Below are 18,248 nucleotides of genomic sequence, written 5' to 3' on the forward strand. Positions count from 1 at the left end.
CGTCCGGTCATCCCGCCGTCACCGCCAGCAGCGCCCCGGCCACCACGACCGCGCCGCCGAGCATCCCGAGCGCGTAGGAGCGCACGAAGCCGGTCTGCGTCCGGCCCAGCCGCGACGAGGACCCGCCGAGCGTGGCGGCCAGGCCGTTGACGGCGCCGTCGACGCCGCGGTTGTCCACCCACACCAGCGCGCGGGTCAGCCACTGGCCCGGCCGCATGAACAGCGACTCGTTGACCGTGTCGGCGTAGAGCGCCCGCCGCGCCGCGCGGACCACCGGCGAGACCCGGGCCGGCGCGACCACGGGCACCTCGCGGCGCCCCACGAACAGCCACGCGGCCAGCACCCCGAGGGCCATGACGGCGGTGACGACGAGCCCGACGACGGCCGGGGCGACCACGTGCTCGGCCTCCTCGGGGACGCCGAACACCGGCTCCAGCCAGGTGTCGAGCGGGAAGACCTGCACCAGCAGGAACCCGGCGGCCACCGAGCCGACGGCCAGCACCACCATCGGCGCGGTCATGACCGGTGGCGACTCGTGCGGGTGCTGACCCTCGGTCCACCGCGGCCGGCCGAAGAAGGTCATGAGCATCAGGCGGGTCATGTAGAAGGCGGTCAGCCCGGCGCCGAGGACGGCCACGCCGCCGAGCAGCCAGCCCGCCCAGTCGCCGCGGTCGAGCGCGGCCTCGATGATCGCGTCCTTCGTCCAGTAGCCGGACAGGAACGGGAACCCGATGAGCGCGAGGTAGCCCAGGCCGAAGGTCACGAAGGTGACCGGCAGCTTGCGGGCCAGCCCGCCGAAGCGGCGCATGTCGACCTCGTCGCGCATCGCGTGCATGACCGACCCGGCGCCGAGGAACAGCCCGGCCTTGAAGAAGCCGTGCGTGAGCAGGTGGGCGATCCCCGCGGCGTAGCCGACCGGGCCGAGTCCCACGGCCAGGAACATGTACCCGATCTGGCTGACCGTGGAGTACGCGAGCACCTTCTTGATGTCGTCGTACGCGCAGCCCACGATCGCGCCGTAGAGCAGCGTGATCGCGCCGACGGCCAGCACGACGCCGCGGGCGGTGGGCGTGAGGTCGTAGATCGGCGCGGAGCGGGCGATGAGGTACACGCCGGCGGTCACCATCGTCGCGGCGTGGATGAGCGCCGAGACCGGCGTCGGGCCCTCCATGGCGTCGGGCAGCCACGCCTGCAGGGGGAACTGGCCGGACTTGCCGCACGCGCCGAGCAGCAGGAGCAGGCCCAGCGCCGTCAGCGTGCCGCCGGCCAGTGCCCCCACCCCGCCGAAGACGCCCTCGTAGGAGACGGTGCCGAGCTGGGCGAACATGACGAAGATCGCCAGGGCCAGGCCGACGTCGCCGACCCGGTTCATGACGAACGCCTTCTTCGCGGCGGTCGCCGCCGCCGGGCGCTCGTGCCAGAAGGCGATGAGCAGGTAGGAGGCCAGACCCACGCCCTCCCAGCCGACGTAGAGGGCCACGTAGTTGTCGCCGAGGACGAGCAGCAGCATCGCCGCGACGAACAGGTTGAGGTAGGCGAAGAACCGGCGCCGCCGCGGGTCGTGCGCCATGTAGCCGATCGAGTAGACGTGGATGAGCCCGCCCACGCCGGTGATCAGGAGCATGAAGGTCGCCGACAGCGGGTCGAGGAGCAGCCCGGCGCCGACGTCGAGCGACCCGGTGGCGACGAAGGTGAACAGCTCGACATCGACCGCGTGCCCCTCGACGCCGGCCAGTTGCACGGTGCACAGCAGGGCGAGGACGAACGCGGCGACGACGGTCGCCGTCCCCAGCAGGTGGCCCCAGGCGTCGGTGCGCCGGCCGCCCAGCAGCAGCACCGCCGCGCCGAGCAGCGGCAGGGCGATCACCAGCCAGGATGCGGACAGCAGGCCCTCGGCCGCGACGGTGTCCATCAGGTGTGCCGGCTCCCGTCAGTACTTGAGCAGGTTGGCGTCGTCGACCGACGCCGACCGGCGGGTCCGGTAGATCGACATGATGATGGCCAGGCCGACGACGACCTCGGCCGCGGCGACGACCATGACGAAGAACGCCATGATCTGGCCGTCGATGGTGCCGGTGGCCCGGGCGAAGGTGACCAGGGTCAGGTTCACCGAGTTGAGCATCAGCTCGATGCACATGAACACGACGATCGCGTTGCGCCGCACCAGCACGCCGACCGCGCCGATGGTGAACAGGATCGCCGCGAGCACCAGGTAGTGCGTGACGGTCATCGCGGGTCGTCCGTCGTGCCGAGAGCGGCGTCGGGGCTGCCCAGCTGGGCGCGGCCGGTGGGACGGGGCATCTGCTCGACCTCCCGGGGCTCGATGCCGGTGGCCAGGCTGTCCTCGGCGGTGCGGCCGTCGGGCAGCAGCGCGCCGGTGGCCACGGAGTTGGCCCGCGCGAAGACACCGGGGCCGGGCAGGGTCTGCGGCCGGTCGGTGAGGAACCGGGCCCGCGAGAGCTCCTTCTGCGTCTGCCGGCTGCCGGGCTCGCGCTCGATGTGGGCCAGCACCATCGCACCCACGGCGGCGGTGATCAGCAGCGCGCTGGTCACCTCGAAGGCCAGCAGGTACCGGGTGAACAGCACCTCGGCGATCGTCTCGATGTTGCCGGTGCCGCCCGCGTCGCCGAGGCCCTCGACCCCGGTGTCCTGGGTGGCACGGGCGATGCCGGCCCCGACCAGGCCGGCGAAGCCGACGCCGAGCACGGTCGCCGCGACCCGCTGCCCGCGCAGCGTCTCCACGACCGAGTCGGAGGAGTCCCGGCCGACCAGCATCAGCACGAACAGGAACAGGATCATGATCGCGCCGGTGTAGACGATGATCTGCACCGCGCCGAGGAACGGCGCCGACTGGACGACGTAGAAGACGCCCAGCGACAGCATGGTGGTGACCAGCCACAGCGCCGAGTGCACGGCGTTGCGGCTGAACACCATCCCGAGCGCGCCGGCGAGCGCGACCGGCCCCAGGATCCAGAAGACGACGGCCTCGCCGGTGCCGATGGCGACGTCGGTCATGCCCGCTCCACCGTGACCGGCTCCGCGGGGGAACCCTGCTGGGGCTCGCGGACGTAGTACGCCTTCTCGTCGTCGCCCAGCCGCATCGGGTGCGGCGGGGCCTCCATGCCGGGCAGGAGCGGCGCCATGAGCTGCTCCTTGGTGTAGATCAGGTCGCGCCGGTCGTCGTCGGCGAGCTCGAAGTCGTTGCTCATCGTCAGCGAGCGGGTCGGGCACGCCTCGATGCACAGCCCGCAGAAGATGCAGCGCAGGTAGTTGATCTGGTAGACGGCGCCGTAGCGCTCACCGGGCGAGTAGCGGGCGTCCTCGGTGTTGTCCCCGCCCTCGACGTAGATCGCGTCGGCCGGGCAGGCCCAGGCGCACAGCTCGCAGCCGACGCACTTCTCCAGCCCGTCGGGGTGCCGGTTGAGCACGTGCCGGCCGTGGTAGCGCGGCTTGGTGACCTTGGGGGTCTCCGGGTACTGCTCGGTGGTCACCTTCTTGAACATCTGGCCGAAGGTGACGCCGAAGCCCTGACCGGGCGCCGGCAGCAGACTGCGGCGGGGCGCGGGCGTGCCGGCGTCGCGGCCGGCCCGCTCGACCTCACCGCCGCCGCGCCGGGCCGGGGTGGCCCCCGCGGGGGTCCGCTCAGACATCGGAGTCCTCCTGTGCGCTGGTGGCGGTGCTGCCCGTCGAGCTGCCGGCGCCACGGCGTCCGGTGCTCACCACGCCGCCCTCGGGACGGCCCGCGCCCACCGGCTCGGCGACCCGCTCGGCACGGCGCAGCCGCGGCGAGGGGGGCACGGTGAGGTCCATCGGCGGCACCGGGAAACCGCCCTCGGCGCGGGCGGGACCGGTGCGCTGCGCCGGGCGGCGCCGCGGTCCGGCCGGGGGCAGCACCTCGGGGTCGGGATCGGGGTCGACGGCGTGCACCTCGCCGGCGGCCGCCTCGGCGGCCATGAGCCGGGTGTCGCGGTTGCTCGCCCGGCTGGCCAGCGACAGGCCGAGCAGGACCAGCAGCGCGATCGGCACGCCGACGAAGACCGCGACCTGGCCGGTGGACAGGTCGGTCTCGCGGGAGACGGTGCGCATCGTGGCGACGGCGAGGATCCAGACCAGCGCCGTCGGCACGAGGACCTTCCAGCCGAAGCGCATGAACTGGTCGTAGCGCAGCCGGGGCAGCGTGCCGCGCAGCCAGATGAACACGAACAGCGCCGCGACCACCTTGAGGACGAACCACAGCAGCGGCCACCAGCCGGAGTTGGCGCCGTCCCAGATCGACAGCGGCCACGGGGCCCGCCAGCCGCCGAGGAACAGCGTCGCGGCCAGCGCGGAGACGGTGACCATGTTGATGTACTCGGCGAGGAAGAACAGCGCGAACTTCAGCGACGTGTACTCGGTGTGGAAGCCGCCGACCAGCTCGCTCTCGGCCTCGGGGAGGTCGAAGGGCGCCCGGTTGGTCTCCCCGACGACGGCGATCGCGTAGATGACGAAGCTGACCGGCAGCAGGATCGAGAACCAGCCCGGGCCGGTGAACTCCAGACCGAAGAAGGACAGCTGCGGGCCGTCGGCCTGGGCGGCGACGATCTCCGAGGTCGACATCGTCCCGGCGTAGAGGAACACCGCGACGATCGACAGGCCCATCGCGATCTCGTAGCTGACCATCTGCGCGGCGCTGCGCAGCCCGCCCAGCAGCGGGTAGGTCGAGCCCGACGCCCAGCCGGCCAGCACGATGCCGTAGACGCCCATCGCCGAGCAGGCCAGCACGACGAGCACGCCGATGGGGGCGTCGGTGAGCTGCAGCGGGGTGCGCTCGCCGAAGATGCTCACCGTCGGGCCCAGCGGGATGACGGAGAAGGCCAGGAACGCCGGGACGGCGGAGATGACCGGGGCCAGGAAGTAGACCGGCTTGTCCGCGAGCGCCGGCATGATGTCTTCCTTGAACGCCAGCTTCAGCCCGTCGGCGAGGCTCTGCAGCGACCCGCGCGGGCCCACCCGGTTGGGGCCCGAGCGCTGCTGCATGCGGGCGACGACCTTGCGCTCGAAGACGATCGCGAACAGCGTCATCAGCACGAGCACGACGAAGACGCCGACGATCTTGACGAGGACGATCCACCAGACGTCGTGCCCGAAGTCCTCGAGCGTCGGCTGGTCGGGTGCGGCGAGCAGCATCAGGCGATCCCTCCCGCGCCGGAGGCGACGGCGCCGTGGCGGGGACCGCTGAGCCGGACGACGCCGCCGGGACCGGTGCCGAGGCCGGTGCGGACCTCGCTGCCCGGGGAGCGCATCGGCAGCCACACGACGTCGTCGGGCATCGGGGTGAGGCACACCGGCAGGGTCACCGACCCGGTGGGGCCGGTGACGGTGAGCGGGTCGCCCTCGGCCAGGCCGAGGCGCGCCGCGGCGTCGGGGGACAGCCGGGCCACCGGCGGGCGGGCGGTGCCGGCGAGCTCGGGCTCGTCACGCTGCAGGGTGCCGACGTCGAGCAGCTGCCGCCAGGAGGCCAGCAGCGCCTCGCCGTCGCCGGGCTCGGGGACGACGGCCGGGGGCACGTCGAGGTCGGCGCCGTCGGCGCGGGCGCCGGCGAGCCCGAGGGCGGCGAGCTCGGCGCGGGCGGCCCCGGGCTCGGGCAGCCGCAGGTCGACGTCGAGGTACTCGGCCAGGCCGTGCAGGACGCGGCCGTCGGGCAGCTGCCCGGTGCCGTGCAGCGTGGCGTCGAACGGGCGGACCCGGCCCTCCCAGTCGAGGTAGCTGCCCGCCTTCTCCGGAGCGGCGGCGACCGGCAGGACGACGTCGGCGTGCTCGGTGACGACGCTGGGCCGCTGCTCGAGGCTGACGACGAACGCCGCCGCGGCCAGCGCGGCCCCGGCCAGCGCGGGGTCGGGCAGGTCGGCGGGGTCGACGCCGCCGACCACCAGGCCGGCCAGCCGTCCGTCGCGGACCGCGGTGAGGATGCCGGTGGTGTCCCGCCCCGGCGTGGCCGGCAGGTCGACGGGGTCGACGCCCCAGACGGTGGCCACCTCGGCGCGGGCGACGGGGTCGTCGACCGGCCGGCCGCCGGGCAGCAGCCCGGGCAGCGCGCCGGCCTCCACCGCGCCCCGCTCGCCGGCCCGCCGCGGCACCCACGCCACGCGGGCGCCGGCGGCGCGGGCCAGGGCGACCGCCGCGCTGAACGCTCCGGGCACCTCGGCCAGGCGCTCGCCGACCAGGACCACCGCGCCGGGCTGCCGCAGCGCCTCGACCGCCGGGCCGCCCCAGCTGCCCTCGGCCAGCGCGGCCAGCGCGCGGGCCTCGTCGCCGGGTCGGGTGACCAGCACGGTGGCCTGGAGCTTGTGCGCCGCGCGGGTGGCGAACGGCGCGAGGTCGAACACGCGCAGCGTGCCCTTGCGGACGGCCTTGCGCAGGCGGAGGAAGACGATCGGCGACTCCTCCTCCGGCTCGAACCCGGCCAGGAGCACGGCGGGGGCGGCGGCGAGGTCGTCGTAGGTGACCGCGCCGGAGCCGGGGCCGGTGCCGGCGACGTGCGCGGCGAGGAAGGCCTGCTCCTCGGCGGAGTGCGCGCGGGCCCGGGCGTCGACGTCGTGGGTGCGCAGCGCCACCCGGGCGAACTTCGCGTAGGCGTAGGCGTCCTCGACGGTGAGCCGGCCCCCGGGCAGGACGCCGACCCCGCCGGCGGCGCGCGCGGCGCGCAGCCCCTCGGCGGCGGCCTCCCACGCCTCCGGCCACGACGCCGGCTCGAGCACCCCGTCGCGCCGGACCAGCGGCGTGGTCAGCCGGTCGTTGGTGGCGGCGTAGCGGAAGGCGAAGCGGCCCTTGTCGCAGGTCCACTCCTCGTTGACCGCGGGGTCCTCCCCCGCCAGCCGGCGCATGACCTTGCCGCGCCGGTAGTCGGTGCGCATCGAGCAGCCCGAGGCGCAGTGCTCGCACACCGAGGGCTCGCTGCGCAGGTCGAAGGGCCGCGAGCGGAACCGGTACTGCGCGCTGGTGAGCGCGCCCACCGGGCAGATCTGCGTGGTGTTGCCGGAGAAGTAGGAGGAGAACGGCTCGTCCTCGGCGACGGCGACCTGCTCGAGCGCGCCCCGCTCGAACAGCTCGATGAACGGGTCGCCGGCCACCTGCTGGGAGAAGCGGGTGCACCGGGCGCAGAGCACGCAGCGCTCCCGGTCGAGCAGGATCTCGGTGCTGATCGGCAGCGGCTTGGGGTAGGTCCGCTTGACGTCGACGAAGCGGGACTCGGCGCGGCCGTTGCTCATCGCCTGGTTCTGCAGCGGGCACTCGCCGCCCTTGTCGCAGACCGGGCAGTCCAGCGGGTGGTTGATCAGCAGCAGCTCCATCGTGCCCTGCTGCGCCTTGTCGGCGACCGCGCTGGTCAGCTGCGTCTTCACCGCCATGCCCTCGGTGACCGGCATGGTGCAGGAGGCCACCGGCTTGCGCTGGCCCTCCACCTCGACCAGGCACTGCCGGCAGGCGCCGACGGGCTCGAGCAGCGGGTGGTCGCAGAACCGCGGGATCTGCACGCCGATCATCTCGGCGGCCCGGATGATCAGCGTCCCCTTCGGCACGGCGACGTCGAAGCCGTCGATGGTGCAGTGGACGGCGTCGGGCGGGGTGTGCGGTCCGGGGGCGCCCGGCGGCACCGCCGCCGCGGGCTCCGGGCTGACCGGGGTCAACGTCACGAGGCGACTCCGACGGGCTCGAGGCGCAGGGAGCGGCCCAGCCGGGCGCGCTCCTCGGGCGGCAGCAGGGCGACGTAGTCGTCGCGGAAGTACTTGAGCGAGCTGGTGATGCAGCTGGTCGCGCCGTCGCCGAGCGCGCAGAACGACCGGCCGAGGATGTTGTCGCAGGTGTCGGTGAGCAGGTCGAGGTCGGCGGCGGTGCCCCGGCCGTCGACCAGCCGCTGCAGCACCTGCACCAGCCAGTAGGTGCCCTCGCGGCACGGGGTGCACTTGCCGCAGCTCTCGTGGGCGTAGAACTCGGTGAACCGCAGCGTGGCCTCGACGATCGAGTCGGTCTCGTCGAACACCATGAGCGCGGTGGTGCCGAGCATGGAGCCGGCCGCGGCCACGGAGTCGAAGTCGAGCGGCACGTCGAGGTGCTCGGCGGTGAAGTACGGCGTCGAGGAGCCGCCCGGCGTCCAGAACTTGAGCTCGTGACCCGGGCGCACGCCGCCGGCCATCTCCAGCAGCTCGCGCATGGTGGTGCCCATGGGGGCCTCGTACTGGCCCGGGCGCACCACCCGGCCGGAGAGCGAGTAGATCTTGGGGCCCGGTGACTTCTCCGGCCCGAACTGCTTGAACCACTCGGCGCCGCCGCGGACGACGAACGGCACGGTGGCCAGCGTCTCGACGTTGTTGATGACGGTCGGGGCGCCGTAGAGCCCGGCGACGGCCGGGAACGGCGGCTTGAGCCGCGGCTGGCCGCGGTAGCCCTCGAGCGAGTCGAGCAGTGCCGTCTCCTCGCCGCAGATGTAGGCCCCGGCGCCGGCGTGCACGACCAGCTCGAGGTCCCAGCCCGAGCCGAGGACGTCGGTGCCGAGGTACCCGGCCGCGTAGGCCTCCTCGACGGCCGACACCAGCCGGCGGTGGGCGTGCACCGCCTCGCCGCGGACGTAGATGACGGCGAACCGGCAGCGGATCGCGTACGCGGAGATGATCACGCCCTCGATCAGCGAGTGCGGGTCGGTCATCATCAGCGGGAGGTCCTTGCAGGTGCCCGGCTCCCCCTCGTCGGCGTTGACCACGAGGTACTTGGGCATCGCGGCCGGGCCGGTGGGCGTCTCCCCCGGCTTGGGCTGCGGGATGAAGCTCCACTTCATGCCGGTGGGGAACCCGGCGCCGCCGCGGCCGCGCAGGCCCGACTCCTTGACCAGCGAGACCAGCTCGTCGGGCTGCATGGTCAGGGCGGTGCGCAGCGCGGCGTAGCCGTCGAGGGACTCGTAGGTGGCCAGCCGCCACGGCTGGTCGGCGCCCCAGCGCGAGGTGAGGACGGGGGTGAGGGGCACGGGTCAGGCCTCCCGGGTGCCGGGTGGATTCGGGCTGGGCGACCCCGAGGAGGTCGGGCCCTGGCCGGAGGTGCCCGGCTCGGTGCCCGCGGGGGTGTCGGGGGTGGGACGGGAGCCGCCGGGGGTCGCCCGGCCGTACTCGGTCCCGCGGTCGGGGTGGGTCTCGGCGGCGCCGGCCCGCTCGGCGGGGGTGTCGGCCGCGGCGACGCGGGCGTCCGCGGCCTCCTTCTCCGGCGTCTGCCCGGAGTCGCCGTCCGGCGCGACAGTGGCGGCGGGTGCGCCGGCGTCGGCGGGCTGCGGCTCGGGGCCGTCCATCGGCGGGGCGGCCTCGCCGCGCTCGGCGGCCAGCCGGACGCCGGCCAGCGTCGGGCCCCACTGCCCCTCGGCGTCGACGGCGGCGCGCGCGGCCCCGGCGTCGGCGTGCTGGGACAGGCCCGCGAGCTGCCGGGAGACGCCGCGGAAGTCGGTGAGCGGGGCGCCGCGGGTGGGGTGCGGCTTCTCGCCCCGGCGCAGCGCGGCGACCAGCGCGCGGGCGCTCTCGACGTCCTGCTGGTCGTAGAACTCGTAGTCGACGGTGACCACCGGCGCGTAGTCGCAGGCGGCCAGGCACTCGGCGTGCTCGAGGGTGACCGAGCCGTCGGCCGCGGTCTCGTCGTGGTGGACGCCGAGGTCGGCGGAGAGCGCGTCCATGATCCGCTGCCCGCCGAGGACGGCGCACAGCGTGTTGGTGCAGACACTGACGACGTGCCGGCCGGTCGGGCGGCGCTTGTACATCGTGTAGAAGGTCGCGACCGCGCCGACCTCCGCGCGGGTCAGCCCGAGCTCCTCGGCGCACAGCGCGATGCCCTCGGGGCTGACGTACCCCTGGTAGCTCTGCACCAGGTGCAGCATCGGCAGCAGCGCCGAGCGCGGCTGCGGGTAGCGGGCCATGATCTCCCGCGCCTCGAGCCGGGCCTGCTCGGGCAGCGGCGGCAGGTCGGCCGGGGCCGGCTCGACGGGGCTGTCGACCAGCCCCGTCGTCGCCGCACCCTCCGCCGATCCGGGCAGGGAACTCACCGGTCGACACCCCCCATCACCGGGTCGATCGAGGCGATGGCGGCGATGACGTCGGCGATCATGCCGCCCTCGCTCATGGCCGCCGTGGCCTGCAGGTTGACGAAGCTGGGGTCGCGCACGTGGACGCGCCACGGCCGGGTGCTGCCGTCGCTGACCACGTGGTAGCCGAGCTCCCCGCGCGGTGACTCGACCGGCACGTACACCTGCCCGGCCGGCACCCGGAAGCCCTCGGTGACCAGCTTGAAGTGGTGGATCAGGGCCTCCATCGAGGTGCCCATGATGTGCCGGACGTGCTCGAGGGAGTTGCCCATCCCGTCGGCACCGATCGACAGCTGCGCCGGCCAGGCGATCTTGCGGTCCTCGACCATGACCGGGCCGGGCTCGAGCCGGTCGAGCGCCTGCTCGACGATCTTGAGCGACTCGAACATCTCGGCCATGCGCACCAGGTAGCGGCCCCACGCGTCGGAGGTGTCGGCGGTGGGCACCTCGAAGTCGTAGGTCTCGTAGCCGAGGTAGGGCTCGACCTTGCGCAGGTCCCACGGCAGTCCCGCGGCGCGCAGCACGGGGCCGGTGACGCCGAGGGCCACGCACCCGGTCACGTCGAGGTAGCCGACGTCCTTGAGCCGCCGCTGCCAGATCGGCTGGCCGGTGAGCAGCTTGTGGTAGCCGGCCAGCCGCTCGGGCATGACGGCGAGCCACTCGCGGATCGACCCCTCGACGCCGGGCGGCAGGTCCTGCGCCACCCCGCCGGGCCGGATGTAGGCGTGGTTCATCCGCAGCCCGGTGATCTCCTCGAGCAGGTCGAGGCACAGCTCGCGCTCGCGGAAGCCGTTGGTCATGCCGGTGAGCGCGCCGAGCTCCATCCCGCCGGTGGCCAGGCCCACCAGGTGGGAGGCGATCCGGTTGATCTCCATGACCAGCACGCGGATGGTCTGGGCCCGCTGTGGCACCTCGATGCCGAGGAGCTTCTCGACGGCCATGCAGTAGCCGGCCTCGTTGTACAGCGGGGACAGGTAGTCCATCCGCGTCACGAACGTCGTGCCCTGCACCCAGTTGCGGTACTCGACGTTCTTCTCGATGCCGGTGTGGAGGTAGCCGATGACCACCCGCGCCTTGGTCACCGTCTCGCCCTCCAGGTCGAGGACCAGGCGGAGGACGCCGTGCGTCGAGGGGTGCTGGGGCCCCATGTTGACGACGAGCCGCTCCTCGCCGGAGAGGTCGACGCCGAGCGTCTGGTCCCAGTCCCCACCGGTGACGGTGTAGACGCGGCCCTCGGTGGTCTGGCGGGACCCCGCGTAGGGGTCGTACGTGGTGCTCATCGGTAGGCCCGTCGGGTGTCGGGCGGCGGGATCGTGGCGCCGTGGTACTCCACGGGCACGCCGCCGAGCGGGTAGTCCTTGCGCTGGGGGTGGCCGTCCCAGTCGTCGGGCATGAGGATCCGGGTCAGCGCCGGGTGCCCGTCGAAGACGACGCCGAACATGTCGTAGGTCTCCCGCTCGTGCCAGTCCGCCGTCGGGTAGACCGGCGCCACCGACGGCACGTGCGGGTCCTCGGCCGTCACGGCGACCTCCAGGCGGATCCGCCGCCGGAAGGTCATCGAGGTCAGGTGGTAGACGACGTGCAGCCGCGGCCGGCCGGGACCGGCGGCCGGGCCGCCGCTGTCGAGGTAGTCGACGCCGGAGACGCTGCTGCACAGCTCGAAGCGCAGCGCGTCGTCGTCGCGCAGCGCCCGCACGAGGGTGAGCAGGTGCTCGCGGGCGACGAAGTAGGTGATCTCGCCGCGGTCGACCAGCACCCGCCGCACCGCGGCGGCGTAGGTGGCCTCGCCGACCGCCTCGGTGAGCGCGTCGGTCACCTCGTCGAACCAGCCGCCGTAGGGGCGCTCGGTGGAGTGCAGCGCCACCGCGCCCCCCGGCTCGACCCGCACCAGCCCGCCGAAGCCGGAGGTGTCGCCGCTGCCGGAGACGCCGAACGCGCCCTTGCGGAAGCCGCCGCTCGCCGCGTACGCGCCCTCGGCCGCCTCGTCGCGGCCGGAGCGGTCACCGGGGCCGGTCACCGGGTCTTCTCCGGCTCGATCACGTGCCCGCCGCGCCGCTCGATGAGGAACTGGCCGGTGCGGCCGGCGGCCGCCGCCTCCTCGTAGGCGCGCCGCGCCTCCTTGTCCACCCGCACGGTCGAGGGCATCTCGACCAGCAGGTCGCGGGCGCGGCCCTCGGCGCGGTCGCGCTCGAGCTGGCGGGCGCGCCGCTCCCCGAGCGGCTCGTGCTGGATCTTGTGGTGCAGCTTGAGGATCGCGTCCATCAGCATCTCCGGCCGCGGCGGGCAGCCGGGCAGGTACATGTCCACGGGGACGACGTGGTCGACGCCCTGCACCACCGCGTAGTTGTTGAACATCCCGCCGGAGCTGGCGCACACGCCCATGGCGAGCACCCACCGCGGCTCGGGCATCTGGTCGTAGATCTGCCGCAGGACCGGCGCCATCTTCTGGCTCACCCGCCCGGCGACGATCATCAGGTCGGCCTGGCGCGGGGAGGCGCGGAAGACCTCCATGCCGAAGCGGGCGAGGTCGTAGCGGCCGGCGCCGGTGGCCATCATCTCGATGGCGCAGCAGGCCAGGCCGAAGGTGGCCGGCCACAGCGAGGACTTCCGCGTCCAGTTGACCAGCTTCTCGACCGAGGTCAGCAGGAAGCCGCTGGGCAGCTTCTCCTCGAGACCCATGTCAGCTCCCTGCCGTCGTCGTCGTTCCCGCTGTCGTCTGCGTGGGGGTGGTGCTCGTCAGTCCCACTCGAGGCCGCCGCGCCGCCAGACGTAGGCGTAGGCGAGGAAGACGGTGCCGATGAACACGACCATCTCGACCAGGCCGAAGACGCCGAGCGCGTCGTTGGCGACGGCCCACGGGTAGAGGAAGACGATCTCGATGTCGAAGACGATGAAGAGCATCGCCGTCAGGTAGTACTTCACCGGGAACCGGCCGCCGTGCAGCGGCTGGTCGACCGGCTCGATGCCGCACTCGTAGGCCTCGAGCTTGGCCCGGTTGTAGCGGCGCGGGCCGACGAACGGCGCGACCGCCACCGAGAACAGCGCGAAGGCCGCAGCCAGCGCGAACAGGCCCACGATCGGGACGTAGGTCGAGAGCACCGGCGCCTCCCCTCACGTGCTCGTGCGCTTGTGAAAAAGTTCACAAACGCGGTGCCACGAGCCTATGCCGCGGGACTCGGGATCGGAAGCACGGGGGGTGAGTGAGTTCACTTCCGGCGGTCACGGTCCGGTCACGGACCGGCCCGCCGCGCGGTCAGACGGCGGGGGTCAGGCGGGTCAGCAGCGCGATCGTGCGGTCGAAGCGGTCGCCGTCGCGGCCGTCGGAGAGGTTGCCCATGAGCCGCAGCGCCGCGTTGACCATCGCCGGGCGCTTGAGGCCGTGCGCGGTGGCGAAGCGGACGAGGCCCGGGCGGTCGAGCAGCGCGAGGAAGGCCGTGCCGAGGCGGTGGTGGCGGCCGTAGACCTCCTGCAGCCGGCGCGGGTAGCGGCGCAGCACCGCCTCGCGGGCCGGCCCCTCGGGGGCGGCCAGCGCCTCGACCGCGGTCTCGGCGGCCATCCGGCCGGTCTCGAGCGCGTAGCTGATGCCCTCGCCGTTGAACGGGTTGACCACCCCGGCGGTGTCGCCGGCCAGCAGCAGCCCGCGGGTGTAGGCCGGTCCGCGGTTGAGCGCCATCGGCAGGCCGGCGCCGCGCAGCGGGGTGACCGCGTGCTCCTCCCCCAGCTGCCACTCCGGCGGCAGCGTGGCCAGCCAGCGGCGCAGCACGGTGCGGGGGTCGGTCTCCCCGCCGCGTCGGGTGTCGAGCAGGCCGAAGCCGACGTTGGCGGTGCCGTCGCCCATGCCGAAGGACCACCCGTAGCCGGGCATCGAGTCGGCGGTGGGGCCCTCGGCGGACAGGTCGAAGGAGATGTCGAGGTAGGGGTCCTCACCGCGCGGGGTCTCGACGTAGCGGCGCACGGCGACGCCGAGCGGGCGGTCCTCGCGGCGGGTCAGCCCGATCGCCTTGGCCAGCCGGCCGGACAGGCCCTCGGCGGAGACCACCAGCGGCGCGCGCCAGGTGACCGGCTCGCGGCCGGGGCCGGCCTGGGCGTGCACGCCCGCGACGCGGCCGGCGTCGTCGAGCAGCGGGTCGGTGACGGTGACCTCCTGCTCGAGGCGGGCACCGGCGGCGACGGCGTGCTCGGCCAGCACCGGGTCGAGGTCCCGGCGCGCCCGGATGAGGCCGAAGTCGGGCCAGGAGGACAGCCGCGGCCAGTCGACCTCGACCACCTGACCGCCGCCGAACACCCGCAGGCCCCGGTGCCGGACCCAGCCGCCCGCCGGCGAGGTGTCCACGCCCATGTCGTCGAGCGCCTTGACCGCGCGCGGCGTGAGCCCGTCGCCGCAGACCTTCTCCCGCGGGAAGCGGGCCTTCTCCAGCACGACGACGTCGAGCCCGGCGGTGGCCAGCGTCCAGGCGGCGGCCGACCCCGCGGGCCCGGCACCCACCACGACGACGTCGGCGCTGCCCCCGGCGGTCGGACTCGTCACGCGCTGGCCCCCTCGGTGCTCCCGCTGCGGCCGGCGTCGACCCCAGGCACCGGAAGCTATCCGCACGTCCGGGGCCGGGAAACGTGCGCACCGCTTCCTATGCCGGGCCCAGGGCCGCCCGCACCTCCTCGTCGGTTGTCTGGCCGAAGTCGGCGTACCACCGGCCCACCGCGCCGAACGGCTGCGGCGTGACCAGGCAGACGACCTCGTCGGCACCGGTGCCGGCCGCCAGCTCGGCGCACAGCGCGGGCGGGCCGACGGGCACCGCGACGACGACGGCGGCCGGCCCGGCGCTGCGGACGGCGGCCAGCGCCGCGCGCATGGTGGCGCCGGTGGCCAGGCCGTCGTCGACGAGGACCACGGTGCGGCCGGCGAGGGCCGGGGGCGGGCGGTCGGCGCGGTAGGCCTCCCGGCGGCGCGCCAGCTCGGCGAGCTCGGCGCGGCGGACCTCGGCGGCGGCGTCGCCGTCGACGTCGACCCGGGCGAGGACCGCCTCGACGCCGACGCTCTGCACCGCATCCCCCACCGCGGCGACCGCACCCATGGCCAGCTCCGGGCGGCCGGGCACCCCGAGCTTGCGGACGGCGACGACGTCGAGCTCCGCACCGAGCCCGGCGGCGACCTCGGCGGCGACGACCACCCCGCCCCGGGGCAGGCCCAGGACCAGCGCGTCGGGCCCGAGCGGCACGGCGGGGTCGCGGCCGGGGTCGGTCAGGCGCGCGGCGAGCTGCCGGCCGGCGTCGCGCCGGTCGGTGAACGGCGGCCCGTCCACCGCGCGGACCGGGTCAGACCGGCTGCGGGCCGGTCGGCGGCGGCGCGGTCGGGTCGGTGGGGCTCGGCTGCGGCAGCGGGGCCGGCGACGGCGGGGAGATCGGGTCGACCGGCGACGGCGAGGGGCCGGGCGGCTCGGGCATCGGTGTCGTCATGGGTCACGCTACCGCCGTCGAGGGGTGCTACGGGCGCCGTGCGCGGTGCAGCGCGACGATCCCGCCGGTCAGGTCGCGCCACTCGACGTCGGCCCACCCGGCGGCCTGGATCCGCGCGGCCAGCGCCGGCTGGTCGGGCCAGGCGCGGATCGACTCGGCGAGGTACACGTAGGCGTCGGGGTTGGAGCTCACCGCGCGCGCGATCCGCGGCAGCGCGCGCATCAGGTACTCGGTGTAGACGGTGCGGAACGGCCGCCAGGTGGGGCTGGAGAACTCGCAGACGACGAGCCGGCCGCCCGGGCGGACCACCCGGGCGAACTCGCGCAGCGCGGCGTCGGGGTCGGCCACGTTGCGCAGCCCGAAGGAGATCACCAGCCCGTCGACGCTGGCGTCGGCCAGCGGCAGCGCCATCGCGTCGCCGGCGATCTTCGGCACCGGCCGGGCGGCGCCGGCGCGGAGCATGCCCTGGGAGAAGTCGCAGGCGATCGCGTGCACGCCGCCGGCGGCCAGCTCGACGGTGGACACCGCGGTGCCCGCCGCGACGTCGACGACGACGTCGCCCGGCCGGGCCCCCAGCGCCTCGCGGGTGGCCCGCCGCCAGGCGGCGTCGCGGCCGCCGGAGAGCACGGTGTTGGTGAGGTCGTACCGGCGCGCGACGCCGTCGAACATCGCCGCGACCTCGTGCGGCTGCTTGTCCAGTCCGGCCCGGTGCCCGGCGGGGTGTGCGCTGTCTCGCCGGTCCGCCACGGCGCCGACGCTACCGGGCTGCCTACGCTGGGGAGCGTGACAGCCGCGGCGGTGACCTCCCCGGACGCCGCCGCGCCCGCGGTCGTCACCGTGGAGTTGCCCGACTCCCCCGACCTGCTGCGCCTGCTGCCCCGTGACGGCGCCCTGTCGTGGGTGCGCCGCGGCGAGGGGCTGGTCGGCTGGGGCGAGGCCGACCGGCTGGAGGTGAGCGGCCCCGGGGCGCTGGCCGAGGCCGCCGCCTGGTGGGCCGACCGCAGCGCCGCCCTCCCCGTCGACGACGCGGTGGGCGTCCCCGGCTCGGGGCCGGTCGTGTTCGCCAGCGTCGCGTTCGACCCGGCCCGCGAGACGTCGGTGTTCGTCGTCCCCGAGGTCGTCGTCGGCCGTCGGGACGGCACCGCCTGGCTCACCACCGCCGGCGACGTCGATCCCCGCGACGTGCTGGCCGGCGACCCCGCCGCGCTGCCGCCCGCTCCCACCCGGCTGCGCTACGCCGACGGCGCGCTGGACCCCGCGTCGTGGTGCGGCGCGGTGGCCGCGGCGGTCCGGCGCATCGGCGACGGCGACCTGGCCAAGGTCGTCCTCGCGCGCGACCTGCTGGTCACCGCCGACGTGCCGCTCGACGCCCGCCGGCTGCTCGACCGGCTGGCCGCGCGCTTCCCCGACTGCTGGACCTTCGCGGTCGACGGGCTGCTCGGCGCCACCCCGGAGCTGCTGCTGCGCCGCACCGGCCGCCGGCTGTCGGCCCGGGTGCTCGCCGGCACCGCCCCCCGGGGCGCGGGCGCCGACGACGAGCGGCTCGCGGCGGCCCTGCTGGCGAGCGAGAAGGACCGCGCCGAGCACGCCCTCGCCGTCGACTCGCTGGTGCGGGCGCTCGACCCGTACTGCACAGCGCTGGCGGTCCCCGAGGAGCCGGCGCTGCTGACCCTGCCGAACGTGCGGCACCTGGCCACCGACGTCACCGGCACCCAGCGCCGCTCGGGGCCGGGCGGCCGGGCCGGGCTGCTCGAGCTGGTCGACGCCGTGCACCCGACCGCCGCGGTGGGCGGCACGCCGCCCGACGTGGCCACCGCGGTGATCGCCGAGCTCGAGGGCATGGACCGCGGCCGCTACGCCGGGCCGGTCGGCTGGCTCGACGCCCGCGGCGACGGCGAGTTCGGCCTGGCGCTGCGGTGCGCCCAGCTCGTCGAGGACGACCCGTGCACCGCCCGGCTGTTCGCCGGCTGCGGCATCGTCGCGGGCTCCGACCCCGCGGCCGAGCTGGCCGAGACGCAGTCGAAGTTCGCCGCCTTCCAGGCCGCCCTGGAGGACTGATGCGGGCGGTCCCGTCCTGGGATCACAACGCCCACTACTGGCCCCTGCTGCTGCGCGAGCTCCCCGACCCCTGCCTCCGGGTGCTCGAGGTGGGGTGCGGTGCCGGCGGGCTGGCCGCCGTCCTGGCGGGGCGGGCGGACTCCGTGGACGCCGTCGACCGCTCGCCGCAGATGGTGGCTAAGGCCCGCGCGCGGGTGCCGGGGAACGTCCGGGTTGTGGAGGCCGACGTGCTCGACCTGGATCTGCCGTCGGGCGGCTACGACGCCGTCGTCAGCGTGTCGGCGCTGCACCACGGGCCCCTGGAGCCGGCGCTGCGGGTGCTGTCGGCGGCGGTGCGGCCCGGTGGCGTGCTGGCCGCCGTGGCCCTGGCCCGTCCCGACCTGCCGCGCGAGCTGCCGGTCGAGGTGCTCGCCGCCGTGCTCGCCCGCGGGATCGGGCTGGTCCGGCTGCTCCGGGGCCGGCGGGACCCGGGGACGCCGGGCATGCCGGTGCGCGACCCGGAGCTGACGCTGCACGAGGTCCGACGACGGGCGGCCGCGGTCCTGCCCGGTGTCCGGGTGCGTCGGCTGGTTCTCTGGCGCTACGCGCTGGTCTGGCGACGGCCCGGGTGAAACCGGTCGGCGGGCCGGCTCCGGGCTGGTTGGGT

Annotated in this window: 18 protein-coding genes; 2 read left to right on the forward strand and 16 right to left on the reverse strand. The window is 74.9% G+C overall.

Annotation, left to right across the window (positions count from 1 at the left end):
* Positions 1-7 precede the first annotated feature (7 nt).
* From nuoL to ACI780_RS13055, 16 genes are all read right to left on the reverse strand, one after another.
* Complete coding sequence (nuoL, locus tag ACI780_RS12980; protein WP_457003331.1) at positions 8-1,912, reverse strand: NADH-quinone oxidoreductase subunit L; 1,905 nt, start codon at positions 1,910-1,912, stop codon at positions 8-10.
* A gap of 18 nt (positions 1,913-1,930) precedes the next feature.
* On the reverse strand, positions 1,931-2,230 hold the full coding sequence (gene nuoK / locus ACI780_RS12985) for an NADH-quinone oxidoreductase subunit NuoK (RefSeq protein WP_456869260.1): 300 nt from the start codon (positions 2,228-2,230) through the stop codon (positions 1,931-1,933).
* Positions 2,227-3,015 carry an NADH-quinone oxidoreductase subunit J gene (locus ACI780_RS12990; protein ID WP_457003334.1) on the reverse strand — a complete coding sequence of 263 codons (789 nt, stop codon included), beginning with the start codon at positions 3,013-3,015 and terminating at the stop codon, positions 2,227-2,229. Before ACI780_RS12990 ends, nuoK begins: the two co-directional genes overlap by 4 nt.
* Positions 3,012-3,650, reverse strand: coding sequence for an NADH-quinone oxidoreductase subunit NuoI (gene nuoI / locus ACI780_RS12995; protein WP_456869262.1), 639 nt, complete (start codon positions 3,648-3,650; stop codon positions 3,012-3,014). Before nuoI ends, ACI780_RS12990 begins: the two co-directional genes overlap by 4 nt.
* Positions 3,643-5,166 carry an NADH-quinone oxidoreductase subunit NuoH gene (nuoH, locus tag ACI780_RS13000; protein ID WP_456869263.1) on the reverse strand — a complete coding sequence of 508 codons (1,524 nt, stop codon included), beginning with the start codon at positions 5,164-5,166 and terminating at the stop codon, positions 3,643-3,645. Before nuoH ends, nuoI begins: the two co-directional genes overlap by 8 nt.
* Positions 5,166-7,670, reverse strand: a complete 2,505-nt coding sequence (locus ACI780_RS13005) for an NADH-quinone oxidoreductase subunit G (RefSeq protein WP_457003336.1) — start codon at positions 7,668-7,670, stop codon at positions 5,166-5,168. The genes nuoH and ACI780_RS13005 overlap by 1 nt, the downstream gene beginning before the upstream one ends.
* Positions 7,667-8,995 (reverse strand): NADH-quinone oxidoreductase subunit NuoF, encoded by a 1,329-nt coding sequence (gene nuoF, locus ACI780_RS13010; RefSeq protein ID WP_456869265.1) that lies wholly within the window; start codon positions 8,993-8,995, stop codon positions 7,667-7,669. The genes ACI780_RS13005 and nuoF overlap by 4 nt, the downstream gene beginning before the upstream one ends.
* A gap of 3 nt (positions 8,996-8,998) precedes the next feature.
* Positions 8,999-10,051, reverse strand: coding sequence for an NADH-quinone oxidoreductase subunit NuoE (nuoE, locus tag ACI780_RS13015; protein ID WP_456869266.1), 1,053 nt, complete (start codon positions 10,049-10,051; stop codon positions 8,999-9,001).
* Positions 10,048-11,370, reverse strand: a complete 1,323-nt coding sequence (locus ACI780_RS13020) for an NADH-quinone oxidoreductase subunit D (RefSeq protein WP_456869267.1) — start codon at positions 11,368-11,370, stop codon at positions 10,048-10,050. The genes nuoE and ACI780_RS13020 overlap by 4 nt, the downstream gene beginning before the upstream one ends.
* On the reverse strand, positions 11,367-12,107 hold the full coding sequence (locus tag ACI780_RS13025; protein WP_457003338.1) for an NADH-quinone oxidoreductase subunit C: 741 nt from the start codon (positions 12,105-12,107) through the stop codon (positions 11,367-11,369). The genes ACI780_RS13020 and ACI780_RS13025 overlap by 4 nt, the downstream gene beginning before the upstream one ends.
* On the reverse strand, positions 12,104-12,769 hold the full coding sequence (locus ACI780_RS13030; RefSeq protein WP_089402066.1) for a NuoB/complex I 20 kDa subunit family protein: 666 nt from the start codon (positions 12,767-12,769) through the stop codon (positions 12,104-12,106). Before ACI780_RS13030 ends, ACI780_RS13025 begins: the two co-directional genes overlap by 4 nt.
* 57 nt (positions 12,770-12,826) lie before the next feature.
* Positions 12,827-13,189, reverse strand: coding sequence for an NADH-quinone oxidoreductase subunit A (locus ACI780_RS13035; RefSeq protein WP_089402065.1), 363 nt, complete (start codon positions 13,187-13,189; stop codon positions 12,827-12,829).
* 154 nt (positions 13,190-13,343) lie between these two features.
* Entirely contained in the window at positions 13,344-14,618 is a 1,275-nt protein-coding gene (locus ACI780_RS13040) for a geranylgeranyl reductase family protein (RefSeq protein ID WP_457003341.1), read from the reverse strand.
* A gap of 97 nt (positions 14,619-14,715) precedes the next feature.
* The gene (locus tag ACI780_RS13045; protein WP_456869271.1) at positions 14,716-15,390 is read right to left on the reverse strand and encodes a phosphoribosyltransferase; all 675 of its coding nucleotides are present in this window, start codon (positions 15,388-15,390) and stop codon (positions 14,716-14,718) included.
* Positions 15,391-15,403: 13 nt separating this feature from the next.
* Positions 15,404-15,544 (reverse strand): hypothetical protein, encoded by a 141-nt coding sequence (locus tag ACI780_RS13050; protein WP_456869272.1) that lies wholly within the window; start codon positions 15,542-15,544, stop codon positions 15,404-15,406.
* Between the two features lie 27 nt (positions 15,545-15,571).
* On the reverse strand, positions 15,572-16,291 hold the full coding sequence (locus ACI780_RS13055) for a demethylmenaquinone methyltransferase (protein ID WP_456869273.1): 720 nt from the start codon (positions 16,289-16,291) through the stop codon (positions 15,572-15,574).
* A 36-nt stretch (positions 16,292-16,327) separates the two neighbouring features.
* Between ACI780_RS13055 and ACI780_RS13060 the strand changes: the two genes are divergently transcribed.
* Complete coding sequence (locus ACI780_RS13060; protein ID WP_457003344.1) at positions 16,328-17,602, forward strand: isochorismate synthase; 1,275 nt, start codon at positions 16,328-16,330, stop codon at positions 17,600-17,602.
* On the forward strand, positions 17,602-18,213 hold the full coding sequence (locus ACI780_RS13065) for a class I SAM-dependent methyltransferase (protein WP_456869275.1): 612 nt from the start codon (positions 17,602-17,604) through the stop codon (positions 18,211-18,213). The genes ACI780_RS13060 and ACI780_RS13065 overlap by 1 nt, the downstream gene beginning before the upstream one ends.
* Positions 18,214-18,248: the final 35 nt, after the last annotated feature.

The organism is Geodermatophilus sp. SYSU D00814, from assembly GCF_054050055.1.

Coding starts and splice junctions, on each gene's coding strand:
- nuoL (WP_457003331.1), bottom strand. CDS start 1,912: ATGGACACCGTCGCGGCCGAGGGCCTGCTGTCCGCATCCTGGCTGGTG.
- nuoK (WP_456869260.1), bottom strand. CDS start 2,230: ATGACCGTCACGCACTACCTGGTGCTCGCGGCGATCCTGTTCACCATC.
- ACI780_RS12990 (WP_457003334.1), bottom strand. CDS start 3,015: ATGACCGACGTCGCCATCGGCACCGGCGAGGCCGTCGTCTTCTGGATC.
- nuoI (WP_456869262.1), bottom strand. CDS start 3,650: ATGTCTGAGCGGACCCCCGCGGGGGCCACCCCGGCCCGGCGCGGCGGC.
- nuoH (WP_456869263.1), bottom strand. CDS start 5,166: ATGCTGCTCGCCGCACCCGACCAGCCGACGCTCGAGGACTTCGGGCAC.
- ACI780_RS13020 (WP_456869267.1), bottom strand. CDS start 11,370: ATGAGCACCACGTACGACCCCTACGCGGGGTCCCGCCAGACCACCGAG.
- ACI780_RS13030 (WP_089402066.1), bottom strand. CDS start 12,769: ATGGGTCTCGAGGAGAAGCTGCCCAGCGGCTTCCTGCTGACCTCGGTC.
- ACI780_RS13050 (WP_456869272.1), bottom strand. CDS start 15,544: ATGACGACACCGATGCCCGAGCCGCCCGGCCCCTCGCCGTCGCCGGTC.
- ACI780_RS13065 (WP_456869275.1), top strand. CDS start 17,602: ATGCGGGCGGTCCCGTCCTGGGATCACAACGCCCACTACTGGCCCCTG.